We start from the raw sequence: 15,070 nt of genomic DNA, 5'->3' as shown, positions 1-15,070 counted from the left end.
CATCATGTATCAAAGTAATCATTATTTTGATACATGATGTCTATTTTATTTATATTGACGTATATGCGGTGGCTGATAGTCTCTCAAAAAGGCTGCTAATGTTTCAAAATCATTTGTGAATAAAATCAAATCTCTGTCTGCCTGACTTAAAAAACCTTCCTCAACCATTTGGTCATAAAACGCTTCGATTTTGTCATAATAACCATTCACGTTCCAAAAGATACATGGATTAGCATTTTGACCGATTCTTGCCCAAGAAACCATTTCCGTAATTTCTTCTAACGTTCCTGGTCCCCCAGGTAAAGCTAAACAAGCATCCCCTTTATCTAACATAGCTGCTTTACGCTCAGCCATGGTATCAACAATTATCAATTCATCTAAACCTTGATGTGCAATTTCTTTTTCCTCTAAGAATTTCGGCATGACACCTACCACATGGCCTTGATGTTGTTTAACCGTATCTGCGAGATGTCCCATCAAACCGACATTGCCGCCGCCATAGACTAAGCCATAATTGTGTTGTGCCATCCATGTACCTAACGCTTCTGCTGCTTTTAAATACACTGGATTTTGTCCTGTGCTTGCACCGCAATAAACAATAATATGCATCGTGCTCTCTCCTTTTGACTAAGTTACACTTCATTATAACAAATATAACCATGTTGTTATTCATTGCTTTTTTTATCATTTTTCGGTATATCTATTAACAGATAAAGAAAGGAGTTTCACACATATGAAAAAGAATGGTAAAACATTAGGTATATCACTGATTGCGCTTTTAACAATCGCATGTATCGTATTAGTTATTATGATCTTTGCTTCTGGTGAAAAAGAAACATATTACGGGATTATGAAAGATAATCAAACGGTTGAAAAAATGATCAGTGAAAAAGATAATCACATTGAGAAGAATGTTAAAGTTGATTCTGACGATCAATTTAAGCCTAAAAAAGGCGACTTTGTGGTACTTGTTAAAAAAGTAGGTACTGATGAGTTCAGTAAGAAAAAAGTGGTAGAACATGATGATATTCCACATGGTTTAATGATGAAGATTCATGATATGCATCATTAAGCATACGAAAACACCGACGTTTTTACGCCGGTGTTTTTTTAATAGTTTTACAAATATTATGTCAGAAAATTTAAATTTAGAGTCAGGTTTTAACAACCTCTCTATATGTGTGTATTGCTTAAATAGATTTTAAGTAGTCTTCAGATTTTTGTTTATCGAAGACATTTTCCCATTTCGCAATAACGACTGTTGATAATGCGTTACCGACTACGTTAACGCATGTACGAACCATATCCAGAATACGGTCCACACCGATGATTAATGCAAGACCGGCTGCTGGTAAGCCCATAGAACCTAATGTTGTTAAAAGTACAACGATTGAAGTTCCCGGCACCGCTGCCATACCTTTTGATGTAATCATCAATGTAAAGATTAATACAAGTTGTTCACCTAAACTTAAGTGAATACCATACATTTGTGCAACGAACAATGCGGCGATTGATTGATACAGTGCTGAACCATCTAAGTTGAATGTGTAGCCGATTGGAATTACAAATGATGTCACGTCTCTCGGAGAACCGAAGTTTTCCATTTTTTTCATCATAACTGGCAATACTGCTTCTGAACTTGAAGTTGAGAATGCCAATAAAATTTCACTTTTCAATACTTTTATAATATCAAATACACTGATGCCGCATAATTTAGCTACAATGCCCAATACTACTACTACAAAGAAGACCATTGCGCCGATAACAACAGCCACTAATTTCAATAGTGGAACCAATGCTGAAGCACCAAATGTCATAATTGTTACACAAATAAATGCGAATACGCCTAGAGGCGCGAGTTTCAAGATTTTATTGATCATCCAGAATGTCGCTTCTAACACTCCGCTTAAGAAAGCTTTAACAGGCTCTCCTTTTTCTCCGATAGCTGCAATTCCTAATCCAAAGAATACAGCGAAGAAGATAATCGGAAGCAATTCGCCTTTAGCTAATGCTTCGAAAAAGTTCGTCGGAATGATATTAACAATGGTATCAATAAAATGATTGCCATATGTAGAATGTTCAGCTGCATGTGCTGATGATTCATATTTAGTAATATCACCTTTTGGTAATTTGTTCGGATCTAGTCCCGTCCCCGGTTTAAAGATATTCGCGAACAAAACACCTAATGCAATTGCGATAGTTGTAATCACTTCAAAGTAAATAATTGTTTTAAGTCCATAACGTCCAACTGTTTTAGATTCACCTACACCTGAAATAGATAAGGCAAGCGAACAGAAAACGACTGGAATAACAATCATTTTAATTAAGTTTAAAAATATATCACCAAGCGGTTGTATATAATTCGCGATGTCTTTTTGTCCATAAAGCAATAGTCCTACAACAACACCAAGAACAAGCGCGATCATAACCTGCACTGGTAAACTTATTTTTCTCTTAAATATAGCCATTGATGCATCTCCCCTTTTTCTGACATTGTTTAATTATATCAGAAAATAAATAATTAGGATAGAAAAATTTAAAACTTCAAGATGATTTTACACTAAACGTTTAAAATTATATTAAATAACAGTGTAAAATAACATATTTTGAAGCAATTATCTTTCTATCCTAATTATACCGCTAGTCTTTGACGACTGCTAAGAAGATTACCATTAATACGATTAATGCGACACCCATAACTTGCCAAGCACCGAATGATACGCCTAGCCATACAACCGATAATAAAATCGCTGTTAACGGTTCGATCGTACCAAGTACACTGGCTTCTTGCGGGAATAAGAATTTCAAACTGGAAATAAATAGCCAGAATGCAAACATCGTACCAATAATCACTGAAATGAATAAATACACAATGACTTTTACATCCCAATTTGATGTATCAACTTTCCAAATCGGATGTAAGAAGTTTAAGAATATACCTGCGATTAACATCGCCCAACCTACAACATTGACCGTTCCCCACTTAGCAAGCAATTGTACGGGGAAGATGGTATAGAATGCCATCGCAAAAGCTGACATTACACCCCAAATAATTGCTGGCATCGGAACAGATAATGTTGCAAGCGAACCATTCGTTAATAGGAAAAATGTACCACTCAGTGCCAATGTGACTGCGATACCTTCTTTCCATCTGAAACGGATGACTTTAGCTGCAACTAAATACAAGATAATAATGACAGGACCTAAATATTGGAGCAACGTCGCTACTGCTGCGTTACCATAATGAATGGTCGCCATAAAGCAGTATTGCACACCTAACATACCAATGAGTGAGTAAATAAATAATTTGAGCGTATCTTTTTTATCTGCCCAAATGGTGATTGTCTTCTTACCTTCTAAAAAGAATGACATTATAACTAAAAGTAATCCAGATACTAATAAACGAACACCCACGAACCACGTGACCGGTAATTGTTTATTTTCAAACAACCATTGTGATACTGTACCGCCGACGCCCCAGAAGATAGAGCCAATAATCACGAGTACAAAGCCCGGCCAACGTTTTTGATTTCTGTGTGTCATGCCGTCCCTCCTATCATGTTTTTTCTCTATGCTGATACTAAAGGTGTTATATCCATTTTTGATGATAATAATCAATTTTTGATAAGTTGTGATAGAGTTTTCATACTCACACAACTATCCTTGTAACGCAAATAAGACACTAAACACTATTCATCGTGTTTAATGTCTTAATCACATTTATTCTAACATACTTAATCGGTTATTTAAGCTTATAATTGTCATCAAAGAAATTATGTTTAGCTTTTTTGATATGCTTTCTTGTTTGCGTATCAAATGCTTGTGCAAATAATCCCTTTGAAGTCCCCATCGGTTGAATCACATACGTTAATTGCGGTTCATCTTTAAAGACAACCTCTTTATAATAAACGCCGTCTTTCGCATTGAATTTTTTCTTTTCTGATTTGATATTATCTTGTAATTGATGTTCAGCAATATACTGATCCACCAATTTTAAATTTTGCTTACCTTGATAGGTTTTCAAACCAAAGAAGAATACTGTTGCGATAATTAAGGAACCGATAATAATTAAAATCAAATGAAAAACTTTTTTACTCATAGCCAGACTCCTTTAGCCTTTAAACTTCATCCATATAAAAATATATTATCTATATAATTATGAATGAAGTTTCCCTTACTTGTCACACGTTTAATTATATTGTAACAAATTTGTCGATGATTACATTAGAAATAACGTCTGAAAGCATCTACATCTAAACGATACGTATGATGTGCTGCTTGATCTGCCTTACCTACAGCAACCACCATTACTGGAACATAGCGTTCAGGATCTAAACCTAAAATAGAAGCAATATTTTCTCTATCGAAACCGCCGATTGGATTAGTATCATAGCCATGTGCTTTAGCGACAAGCATGAACTGCATCGCAAACAAGCTGCAGTCGATATTTACGATAGATGTCATTTGCGGCAAGCTTAACCCTTTATAAAATGGTAGAAACTTAGATAATAAGTCATCTTTAGTTTCTTGAGGCATATAGCCTTTATCAACGTTACCTTGATAGATTTGTTCACCATACTCGTAGTTGCGTAAATCACCAAAAATAACAACCATCGCAGCAGATGTATCATTTTGTCTTGTATTGAATTGCATAGCAGGACGGACTTTTTCTTTTCCTTCTTCACTATCTACTACAACAACTCTCCATGGCTGCATATTAATTGAAGAAGGTGCTAGTGCTGCTTTCCCTAACATTTCATCCATTTCTTCATGTGAAATCTTCACATTTGGGTCATAAACCTTTACTGATTTACGTGCTCTCAGCACATCATCAAACCATTGTTTTTCCATTATATTTTTTGCTCCTTTATCTATTATGTTTATTTTTCGAACAAAACGGAATCTATTTGAATATTTTCATACTACAAAGTTTAAACATAGTAAATTATAGGCACGAAATTTATTCTTGACAAGTGATTGCGTTCATAATATCGTTGTTTTAAATAAGGAGTGATTTAATTGCATGAACCTAACAACTTTTTAGATAAACAATTATGTTTTTTATTCTATGTGTCGTCTAAAGAGATAATTAAGCGTTACACCCCGCATCTTAAGAAATATGGGCTGACATATACTGGCTATATTGTTCTACTCGCTATAGAAGACGATGAATCTATCAACATCAAATCTTTAGGGGAAAGATTATATTTAGATTCCGGAACATTAACACCTATGATTAAAAAGTTAGAAAAACAAGGACTTGTCAAACGCCTTAGACAGCCATCAGACGAAAGAAATCTCCTTGTCTCTTTAACTGAAGAAGGTGTTAACACTCGCCACGAAATCTCACATATTGCGATGGAAGTTTTCAATGATTTAGACATTTCAATGGAAGATGCGAAAACAATTAAATCTATCTTATCGAAATTTATCGTTAATAACTTTTCTGAAGCCTAACACTACAATCCTCTGATTATCTATCAGCTCCTGGACGTGATATAATTAAAGTCAGAACTCGCTGAATACTCAGTAAGATTGCCTTACAAGAATTCGGGTATGAATGACTAAAGCGAGCTTTAATTAAACAATGAAAAGGAGCGATTTTATATGCCTTTCGAAAGTAAACCCACTGACATTTTCAAAGAATTCGGACGCCAATTTATAGATCAAATCCCAACAGTAAATGCTGTAAAAACAGATATTAAAGAAAAAGATAACCAATATATTGTTGAAGCAGATTTACCAGGATTTGATAAAAAGAATATCAACCTTTCTTATAATGAAGGTACACTGAAAATCAGCGCAAAACGCTCAATTGAAAGTCGTACTGAAAATGAAGAAGGTCGCGTAATCCAAAGAGAACGTAGCACTGACAGTGTCAGCCGTGAATTCTCTTTCAGTAATATCGACAGCGACAAGATTTCAGCATCTTACAAAGATGGTGTCTTAACTGTTGTATTGCCTAAGAAAGATGAACAAGACTTAGCAGGTTCTAATATCACAATCGATTAATAATTATTTTTCGCAGCATTCCTTTAAGGGATGCTGTTTTTTTACGTCAAAAAAGCGAGTCCTCTTTAAGAACCCGCTTCTCTTATCAAAATGACATCTCATATTGATTTATAACATTTATTTTTAGTTACTACGTAATTCAGCTAACAATTTTTCCGCTTCAGCCATATTCGCAGTGTCTGCTTGTTTTAAAGCATCGGCTACCTGTTCAATTTCGTTACCTTTCGCACCTGCGACAATCGCCAATGATTTATACTGCAGACTCATATGACCTTCTTGAATACCTTCAGATACTAAAGCACGACACGCAGAGAAGTTTTGAGCCAAGCCGACTGCGGCTGCAACTTCACCTAATTCTTGTGCAGAATCCACATGCAAGATTTCTTGTGCTAAACGTGCAATCGGAACCACTTTTGTACCGCCGCCGACAGTTGCGAGTGTCATCGGAATTTCAATCATTCCTCTTAAACGACCTTTATCTTCTAAGTACTCCCATTTTGTCATACTGCGATATTGTCCTTCTTTACATGCATATGCATGTGCGCTGGCTTCAGCACTGCGTGTGTCATTGCCTGTTGCTAATACTACTGCATGAATACCATTCATAACACCTTTATTATGTGTCACTGCACGGTATGGATCGACATAAGCTAAAACTGAAGCAGCTTCCAAGCGTTTCGCAACTGTTTCACCGCTCATCTCACCACGTGCTAAAGCTGAAACATCAATTTCTCCTGAGACGCGCACAAGTGACGCTGTAGCGTGATTAGACAAAATACTCATTAGGACATTAATTTCTGGCCATTCGCCTTTCAAGAAGCCCGAAATGCCTTCTAAGATGGTATTCATCATATTAGCGCCCATCGCATCTTTCGTATCGACATAAACTTTTAACGAAACTAGTTGTTCTTTTTCAAACGTATCGACATCAATTTTACGATAACCGCCGCCACGTTTTAAAATCGATGGATAACTTGCATCTGCGACTTGATGAATTTGTGATTCTTTCTCAATTAATTGTTCAGCTAATTGTGCTGGATCTTCTACTTCCATAAAGACAATTTGTCCAATCATCAAACGTTCACTCGATTCAACTTTGAATCCGCCAGTTTGATTGACTAACTTCGAACCATAACTTGCGGCAGCTACGACTGATGGTTCTTCTACCATCATCGGCACCGCATAATGTTTACCGTCTACAATAATGTCTGGTAATAATCCGACAGGCAATGCACCTTGTGTAATCACATTTTCAATCAGACTATCAGCCACTTCTTCAGAAAGCAGCGGTATATCTAACAATTCTTGATGACTTTCTTGTGAAATCCAACCATTGTCTTCTAAACGCTGTAATTTATCTTGACGTGATAAGTGTCTGAAATCTTTCCCCAATGCTTTCATGTTGCTTACTCTCCTTTTTCAACTTCTAATGCGATACCTAAACCGCCGCCGATACATGCTGTTGCAATACCGTTGTGTTTATTTTCTTGATGCAGTTCATGAACTAATGATGTCACTAAACGTGCCCCTGAAGCACCGATTGGGTGACCGATTGCAACTGCGCCGCCATAGATGTTCAATTTCTCATCTGGAATGTTCAAATTCTCTTTAACCGCAATACTTTGAACTGAAAATGCTTCTGTCATTTCTACTAAATCAATATCATCAATTGTTTGATTTGTTTTCTCTAATAATTTAGATACAGCATAGTAAGGTGCGATACCCATAATTTCAGGATCACAACCGACTTCTGCGTAATCACCTAAAATCCCCATAATTTCATAGCCGTTTTCACGTGCATAGTCTGCATCCATTAAGATTAAGGCTGATGCACCGTCATTGATACTTGAAGCATTTCCTGCTGTTACTGTACCGTCTTCTTTGAAGATAGTATCTAAAGTCGCAAGTTTCTCTACATTACTGTTACCGCGGATACCTTCGTCCATTGTCATTTCTTCGCCATCTGCATCTGTTAATGGAATCATTTCTGCTTGGTATTTACCAGCTTGAGATGCTTCGTACGCTTTTTGATGTGAATTGACCGCAAACGCATCTTGTTGTTCACGTGTCACTTCATATTTATCCGCAATACGTTCAGCCGTAATCCCCATCGGTACATTTTCAAACGCATCTGTCAAACCGTCATGCATAAAGCTTGGTACAGGTTTTTCTTGTCCAGGTAATACCAGTTTCGGTGCATTTGTCATACTTTCAACACCGCCAACTGCGACAACTTTTGCTTCCCCTAATTGAATCAGTTGTTTACCTAAGATTACAGCTTTTAAACCAGAACCGCATACTTCGTTGATAGTCATTCCAGGAGTTGATGTCGGCAATCCGGCATTCACCAAGATTTGACGTGCTGGATTCTGACCGTTGCCTGCTTGCAATACGTTACCAAAAATTACATTCTCGATTTTATCTTTCGGCAGATTGATAGCATCAATTGCTGCTTCTAAAGCGATGGTGCCAAGTTGTACTGCAGAATAATCTCTTAATTTCCCTCTGAATTTTCCTACTGGTGTACGTTTTGCACTAACAATTGCGATTTTGCTCATAATTTAGTCTCCTTTTTTATCACTAGCTACTAATTTAAAATTGTATTTTTGTACCCTCTTTTGATATGATTTAAAGTGATTTAACATATCAAGAAAGGATGTTGGTTATTTATGACAATTGGTATCGACCAACTTAATTTTTATATTCCGAACTTTTACGTAGATATGGCTGATTTAGCCGAAGCACGCAATGTAGATCCAAACAAGTTTCTGATTGGTATCGGTCAGACTGAAATGGCTGTAAGCCCAGTCAGTCAAGACATTGTAACAATGGGTGCGAACGCTGCTCAACCTATCTTGACAGAACAAGACAAGAAAGATATTACGATGGTTATTGTCGCAACTGAATCAGCAATTGATTCAGCGAAAGCGTCTGCTGTACAGATTCATCATCTACTAGGAATTCAACCTTTTGCACGCTGTTTCGAAATGAAAGAAGCATGCTATGCAGCGACTCCTGCGATTCAAATGGCAAAAGATTATTTAGTACCACGTCCTAATGAAAAAGTATTAGTTATCGCAAGTGATACTGCGCGTTACGGACTTAACAGTGGCGGTGAACCGACACAAGGTGCTGGTGCAGTCGCTATGGTAATCAGTCATAACCCGCGTATTGCTGAGTTGCATGATGATTCAGTTGCATTTACAGAAGACGTTTACGATTTCTGGAGACCATCTGGTGAAATTTATCCGCTTGTTGACGGTAAATTATCTAAAGATGCCTATATCCATTCTTTCCAAGAAAGTTGGAACGAGTACGCGAAACGTTATCATAAATCATTGTCTGACTTTGCTGCGTTATGCTTCCATGTACCATTCACAAAGATGGGTCAAAAAGCACTTGATTCTATTTTAACAGATACAGCCTCAGAAGATACACAAGCAAGATTAAATGACAGTTACAAATCTGCTACGGATTATAACCGCTATGTCGGAAATATCTATACAGGTTCACTTTATTTAAGCTTGATTTCTTTACTTGAAAACCATGATTTAAATAGCGGAGACCGTATCGGTCTATTCAGCTATGGTTCTGGTTCAGTAGGTGAATTCTTCACAGCTACACTTGCAGACGGCTTCAAAGATGCACTTGATGTTGAAGCTCACCAAGCAATGTTGAAAAACCGAAAAGCATTATCTGTTGAAGAGTACGAGTCATTCTTCAAACGCTTCGACAACCTTGAATTTGATGCTGAAACTGAGTTAGCAGTTGAACCAAAAGGCAACTTCTACCTTAAAGAAATCTCAGACAACATTCGTTACTATGATACCGTAAAATAATAGATAAAGCTTGTGTGAAGCAATGCTTGATTTGGAAGTCTTGAAGTCATTTCAAGGCTTCTTTTTTTTATTTGTACATACTCTATTTTTTTATTTGTGTTTCATTCAATTTTCTTTTACCTATAAAAGGTGGATAGTTGTAAACAAAATCTATATAATAGATATTTAATGCATTATATTTCACATCGCGTTTAAGGAAAAACAGACAATCGTAGAGGTGACTAGAATTGAAGAAATTTCTCAGAGCGTTGCGTAACGCAACTAAAGGTGTGGATCTGAGTTTGATCATAACCTTTATCCTGCTTGGTTTTATTGGGATTGTCATGGTTTATAGTGCTAGTATGGTACCCGCTTCAAAAGGTTCTTTAACAGGCGGCTACCCTGTCGCAAGCAACCATTTCATGAAACGCCAAGCTATTTATTTCGTGATTGGACTTATCATAATCTTTTTCTCTCTTTTTGTCAGAATCGATTTCTTTAAATCTCCAAATGTTCAATTGGTCATGCTGTTAGTTACCTTTGGACTTTTAGCTTTGACCTTATTAATAGGTAAAGAAATCAACGGTTCCAAAAACTGGCTGAACTTAGGATTTTTCAGTCTCCAATCTTCCGAGTTTTTAAAACTCGCTTCTATATTTTATTTCTCATACATCATTGATCGACGATTAAGCAGACAGCGTGACTATCAAATTAATCATTTAATTCCACCGTTACTCTTATTAGGCTTTGGTCTGGTCCTTGTACTCTTACAAGGTGACTTAGGTGGAACCATGTTAACCGTCGTCATTATAGGATGCATTTTACTTTATTCTGATATCAAGAATAAAATTAAAGTACAAATCTTCGGCATCGCACTCTTGCCTGTAGCAATGTATCTGATTTATACATTACTCTTTGATACGAAGAACATTTACAGAATCAAACGTATTGCTGTTTTCTTAAATCCTTTCAAATATGAAAATAATGAAGGGTATCAGCTGACAAGTGCTTTAATTTCAATCGGTAATGGCGGTTTATTCGGTAAAGGACTCGGCAATGGAGTTTCAAAACTTGGGTACCTGCCAGAACCGCATACAGACTTTATTTTCACTGTCTTGTCTGAAGAGTTAGGCTTAATCGGGGTACTGATTGTATTAGGACTCTATGGACTCATTGTGGTGAAAAGTTTAATCTATGCTAACCGTACTTCAAATCACTTCTACAAGCTGATATGTATCGGTATCGGCAGTTATATCTTTATCCAAGCCTTTGTTAATATCGGCGGTGTTTCAGGTACCATTCCTTTAACAGGTGTAACCTTACCGTTGCTCAGCTATGGCGGTTCATCGATGTTAAGTGTCAGTATTGCATTTGCGGCATTGATTATGACGACACGTAAAATTAATCGTGAACGTACCGCGCACACTAAACTTCAAGCAATTAAATAACATTCAAAGCAGGACAAGTGTAGGTCTATCACCTTTCTCTTGTCCTGCTTTTTAATAAGACTAAAGACCACTAACATTCATCTATTAGTGGTCCATACGTCTTCAATATTTACACGTTCATTCATCCATACCGTTCTTATTTAGCTGCAAGCGAACGGTTTCTCTTGCCTAAATGCCACATCGTGATAAACGCAATCACTCCGAATAATGCTAAGAAGATGAAAGCTAAGTGGCTTGTTCCTGTTAAGCTTGTCACATACGTAATCACTAATGGCGGGAAGAATCCTCCAAGACCACCCATCATTGATACGATACCGTTTGCGACACCTGCTTCTTTGTGGAAGTAATGCGGTACTAATTTGAATACTAAACCGTTACCGATACCTGCACATGCACTGATTGTTAAGCATCCGATTGTAAATAATAAGATACCATCAGAAATACCTAATAAGACAGCACCGATAATCATAATAATAAAGTCGACTTTTAATGCCATCACCGCATCAATTTTGTCCCCGATGATACCACCAAGCGGTCTAAGTAATGTCGCAATCGCGATAAAGACCCCTGCTCTGATTCCTGCGTCTACTGAAGTCAAATTGAAATGATCAACTAAGTATTTAGGTAAGAAGATACCAAATGCTACGAAAGAACCGAACGTAATGAAATACCATAAGCTTAAGTAATATAAACGTAAGTCTTTTAATAAATCTTTCGCTTGTGCTACAAATGGAACCTTAACTTTAGGTTCTTTAGCATCTCCTAAGAAGAACATTATGATTGCGAATACTGCCATTAAGATTAAGTATAATCTCACTGTTGATTGCCAACCGATAACACCTGCTAATGGTGGTGCTAAGAATGAAGATACGGCTGTCCCTAAGTTACCCATACCGTAAATACCATTCGCTAAACCAACTTTTTCTTTAGGGAAATATTTAGGTAATGACGTTACCCCAACTGAGAAAGTCGCACCTGCTACCCCTAAGAAGAAGCCTGCAATCATTAACATGTTAACTGATGTTGCTGAACTTAATAAAAAGATAGGTACTAATAGAATAATAAAACTTGCGAAGAAGACCCATTTTGCGCCAATAACGTTTGTTAAATAACCGAATGGAATACGAAGAATAGATCCTAAAATAACTGGTATTGCGAGTACAATTGAAACTTGTCCGCTCGTAATTTTAATGTCTTCTGAAATCAGCGGCATCAATGGTGCAATGATACTCCATACCATGAAGCCGGCAACCAAACTCAACGTTTGGATGGTTAACTGTAAACCGCCTCTAGATTTGTTCATTTTTTTCACCCTAACATTACATTTTCATATCATATTTAATAAGAGCAGCAGTATCCCCCTGATGTGTTTTTTGAGTCGAAGTTATTTTATTCATCAGTTAAAGATACTGCTTACACTTAATAGTGTATTATTTAGGTGAATTATTGAACATAAGGGCATTCCCTTAAAACATTCGGCTTTTCCCTAATCCCTCTATTTTAGTTGAAATCAGCATGTTAAAGGCTTTTTTCATCACAATTTTTTCACATATTAGTCACATACTATTCAAATTGTTCGACTTTAAATTAAAAAAAGAACTCATCTATTTTGATGAGTTCAATGTCATTCCTATTTAAAAATCAAGCAATTTTTTCTTTAAGGCATACTCCACTAATTCTGGTTTAGATTTTAATTCTAACTTCTGCATAATATGTGTTTTATGTGCTTCTACAGTTTTCACTGAAATAAATAATTTTTCTGCGATGTCTTTATTTCCATAACCTTTGGCAATTAAAGGCAATACTTCTAACTCGCGTTTAGATAAAATCCGAAACGGATCATTCGTATTTTTGCCATCTTGGTCAGAATTATTCACAAATTCATTGACCAATGATGTCGTCATTTTAGGGTCAATATAAGTGTCGCCACGATAAACCGTACGCACAGCTGAAATTAATTGTTCATCTGGTGCGTTCTTTAAAATATAGCCTTTTGCGCCATTTCTTAAGACATGGAACAGATATTCATCATCATCATACATCGTTAAAATAAGTATTTTTGTTTCAGGAAAACTTTCCATAATTTTACTTGTCGCAATCAAACCTGACTCCCCTGGCGGCATGCTTAAATCCATAATTAACACGTCAGGGCGATGCTGCATCACTTTTTGGTATGCTTCAACACCCTCAGCAGCAGTATCTACGACTTCCATATCTTCTTGGAAATTCAAGATCATAGAGAAGCCCGTTCTCACCACTGCGTGATCATCTGCAATAACAATTCTCAACATCAAGTCTCCTATCGTTTATCAGTTATTGGAACTTCTAACGTCACTATTGTACCACGTCCCACTTGTGAATCAATATTAACCGAACCATTGACTAATTCAGCACGTTCATTCATGCCGAATAATCCTAGGCCGGTTCCTTTGGCTTTATCACCTATATTGAATCCTGTACCGTGATCGCTCACTTCAGCGATAATGGACGCTTCTCCTAAGTGTAAGGAAACGTAAACTGTGTCTACTTGTGCATATTTCAGCGCATTGAATAATGCTTCTTGTACCACACGATAAACTACCGTTTCGATTTCGCTGTCAAAACGTTGTGCCGAAAAATCAGTATGATACGCAATATGCACACCATAGTTCTTTTCGAACTGTTTAAAGTAAGAGCGGAAAGCAGCGTCTAGTCCTAAGTCATCTAATGAAGATGGGCGCAGCTCTACAGATAAATTACGGACATCATCGATTAAACGTGACATAATGCCTTCAATACGCTTAGAATTATCAACCATTTCATCTTTATCTTGTTGATACTTTAATAAACGTAATTCAACGTCTACATTAATCAATTCTTGGACAATACCATCATGTAATTCTCTGGAAATCCGCTTACGTTCATTTTCTTGTGCTGAAATTGTTTTTTGCATCATCAAACGCTGATAACGTTTATCTTGTCGTTCAATCTGAGGAGAAACATTGTGTAGTGTAAATGCATAGATTTCATTGGCTGTATCGATGATTTCGTATGAAGCAGTGTATGGTTCAATTTTATTGTCTCGTGTGCGCATAAAGACTTGGAAGCTGCCTTTGCCGATTTCTAACGCTTCTAAGAAACAGTTTTCACATGACATAATATCAAACTCATTTGAATAACCTTCGCATCTTCTGCAAATCGCATTCGTCATTTGACTATAGTCATTTTCTTCAGAAAAGACCTCTTCCGCCGCTTCATTCAACGCGATCACTTGACCTTCCTTATTTAAAAACACCATTTTTTCATTGGTATTTAAATAATACTTGGTCAATAATTCTTGTAATTTTTCACGGTTATCAATTGATTTCATCTCTAAAACTCCCTAACCTGTGATTAATGCGAATCTCTTCACTGCCTTCAGGCAATGGACGCCCATTACGTTGACCTAGCAACAATGCGCCATACACACGATTATCATGCCATAAAGGAATGGCAACCATTGCTGTCAGTGATTCACTTAAAACAATCGGATAACTGAGCTTGTCGTTTGGACTCAGCACAGTATTGACATCATCGATAATCATTCTAGAGCCAGTTCGGATAACAAGACCAGCCAACCCCTTGCCAGGGCGCAAGACAATCAGCTGATAGCGGTTATTGAGATTGCCTGACGCATGTCTCCATTTGATGACTGCACTATGTGAGTCATCTTCAGGCAAAGCAATCGCCGCAAAATCAAACTGTTCTTCTTCTCTGATTTCTTCCAAAGCAGCTTGATAGTTAAAGTAACCCGTCGCAACTACACTATTCAAA

16 protein-coding genes are annotated in these 15,070 nt (G+C 36.9%); 5 read left to right on the top strand and 11 right to left on the bottom strand.

The annotated features are described in order from the left end of the window. Positions 1–45: 45 nt before the first annotated feature. Positions 46–609: an LOG family protein gene (locus tag HMPREF2603_RS01025; protein WP_002479713.1), complete on the bottom strand. Its 564-nt coding sequence runs from the start codon at positions 607–609 to the stop codon at positions 46–48. A 124-nt stretch (positions 610–733) separates the two neighbouring features. On the opposite strand from HMPREF2603_RS01025, the gene HMPREF2603_RS01020 reads away from it, so the two are divergent. After that, the gene (locus tag HMPREF2603_RS01020; protein ID WP_002479714.1) at positions 734–1,072 is read left to right on the top strand and encodes a DUF4889 domain-containing protein; all 339 of its coding nucleotides are present in this window, start codon (positions 734–736) and stop codon (positions 1,070–1,072) included. A gap of 118 nt (positions 1,073–1,190) precedes the next feature. On the opposite strand, the gene HMPREF2603_RS01015 is transcribed toward HMPREF2603_RS01020, so the two are convergent. From HMPREF2603_RS01015 to HMPREF2603_RS01000, 4 genes are all read right to left on the bottom strand, one after another. Beyond that, a complete protein-coding gene (locus tag HMPREF2603_RS01015; protein ID WP_023015060.1) occupies positions 1,191–2,468 on the bottom strand; it encodes a cation:dicarboxylate symporter family transporter in 1,278 nt (425 codons plus the stop codon). Positions 2,469–2,640: 172 nt separating this feature from the next. Next, positions 2,641–3,543: an EamA family transporter gene (locus HMPREF2603_RS01010; RefSeq protein ID WP_002479716.1), complete on the bottom strand. Its 903-nt coding sequence runs from the start codon at positions 3,541–3,543 to the stop codon at positions 2,641–2,643. A gap of 199 nt (positions 3,544–3,742) precedes the next feature. After that, the gene (locus tag HMPREF2603_RS01005; RefSeq protein WP_060803611.1) at positions 3,743–4,099 is read right to left on the bottom strand and encodes a DUF3139 domain-containing protein; all 357 of its coding nucleotides are present in this window, start codon (positions 4,097–4,099) and stop codon (positions 3,743–3,745) included. 125 nt (positions 4,100–4,224) lie between these two features. Further along, the gene (locus tag HMPREF2603_RS01000) at positions 4,225–4,851 is read right to left on the bottom strand and encodes a nitroreductase family protein (RefSeq protein WP_023015062.1); all 627 of its coding nucleotides are present in this window, start codon (positions 4,849–4,851) and stop codon (positions 4,225–4,227) included. A 168-nt stretch (positions 4,852–5,019) separates the two neighbouring features. Here HMPREF2603_RS01000 and HMPREF2603_RS00995 point away from each other — a divergent pair, with 168 nt between their 5' ends. Together HMPREF2603_RS00995 and HMPREF2603_RS00990 are read left to right on the top strand one after the other, a co-directional pair. Next, positions 5,020–5,457 (top strand): MarR family winged helix-turn-helix transcriptional regulator, encoded by a 438-nt coding sequence (locus tag HMPREF2603_RS00995; protein ID WP_002479719.1) that lies wholly within the window; start codon positions 5,020–5,022, stop codon positions 5,455–5,457. A gap of 150 nt (positions 5,458–5,607) precedes the next feature. Continuing rightward, the gene (locus tag HMPREF2603_RS00990; protein ID WP_002479720.1) at positions 5,608–6,012 is read left to right on the top strand and encodes an Hsp20/alpha crystallin family protein; all 405 of its coding nucleotides are present in this window, start codon (positions 5,608–5,610) and stop codon (positions 6,010–6,012) included. Between the two features lie 123 nt (positions 6,013–6,135). On the opposite strand, the gene HMPREF2603_RS00985 is transcribed toward HMPREF2603_RS00990, so the two are convergent. Continuing rightward, positions 6,136–7,413 (bottom strand): hydroxymethylglutaryl-CoA reductase, degradative, encoded by a 1,278-nt coding sequence (locus tag HMPREF2603_RS00985; RefSeq protein ID WP_060803610.1) that lies wholly within the window; start codon positions 7,411–7,413, stop codon positions 6,136–6,138. 5 nt (positions 7,414–7,418) lie between these two features. After that, a complete protein-coding gene (locus HMPREF2603_RS00980) occupies positions 7,419–8,570 on the bottom strand; it encodes a thiolase family protein (RefSeq protein ID WP_002479722.1) in 1,152 nt (383 codons plus the stop codon). 111 nt (positions 8,571–8,681) lie between these two features. Here HMPREF2603_RS00980 and HMPREF2603_RS00975 point away from each other — a divergent pair, with 111 nt between their 5' ends. Together HMPREF2603_RS00975 and HMPREF2603_RS00970 are read left to right on the top strand one after the other, a co-directional pair. Beyond that, positions 8,682–9,851, top strand: coding sequence for a hydroxymethylglutaryl-CoA synthase (locus tag HMPREF2603_RS00975; protein ID WP_002479723.1), 1,170 nt, complete (start codon positions 8,682–8,684; stop codon positions 9,849–9,851). Between the two features lie 227 nt (positions 9,852–10,078). Continuing rightward, positions 10,079–11,278, top strand: a complete 1,200-nt coding sequence (locus HMPREF2603_RS00970) for an FtsW/RodA/SpoVE family cell cycle protein (RefSeq protein WP_060803609.1) — start codon at positions 10,079–10,081, stop codon at positions 11,276–11,278. Positions 11,279–11,414: 136 nt separating this feature from the next. Here HMPREF2603_RS00970 and HMPREF2603_RS00965 read toward each other — a convergent pair whose 3' ends face one another. The 4 genes from HMPREF2603_RS00965 to nreA form a co-directional block, all read right to left on the bottom strand. Beyond that, positions 11,415–12,581: a nitrate/nitrite transporter gene (locus HMPREF2603_RS00965; protein ID WP_002479725.1), complete on the bottom strand. Its 1,167-nt coding sequence runs from the start codon at positions 12,579–12,581 to the stop codon at positions 11,415–11,417. A gap of 331 nt (positions 12,582–12,912) precedes the next feature. After that, positions 12,913–13,566: a nitrate respiration regulation response regulator NreC gene (nreC, locus tag HMPREF2603_RS00960; protein ID WP_031262458.1), complete on the bottom strand. Its 654-nt coding sequence runs from the start codon at positions 13,564–13,566 to the stop codon at positions 12,913–12,915. Between the two features lie 11 nt (positions 13,567–13,577). Next, complete coding sequence (gene nreB, locus HMPREF2603_RS00955; protein WP_002479727.1) at positions 13,578–14,627, bottom strand: nitrate respiration regulation sensor histidine kinase NreB; 1,050 nt, start codon at positions 14,625–14,627, stop codon at positions 13,578–13,580. Then, positions 14,614–15,069 (bottom strand): nitrate respiration regulation accessory nitrate sensor NreA, encoded by a 456-nt coding sequence (gene nreA / locus HMPREF2603_RS00950; RefSeq protein ID WP_002479728.1) that lies wholly within the window; start codon positions 15,067–15,069, stop codon positions 14,614–14,616. Before nreA ends, nreB begins: the two co-directional genes overlap by 14 nt. Position 15,070: the final 1 nt, after the last annotated feature.

The sequence above is a fragment of the Staphylococcus sp. HMSC055C03 genome, from assembly GCF_001809385.1.
Taxonomy (GTDB): Bacteria; Bacillota; Bacilli; order Staphylococcales; family Staphylococcaceae; genus Staphylococcus; species Staphylococcus simulans.
Note: the sequence above shows the minus strand (reverse complement) of the source record. Positions and strands in the feature narration are given on the sequence as shown.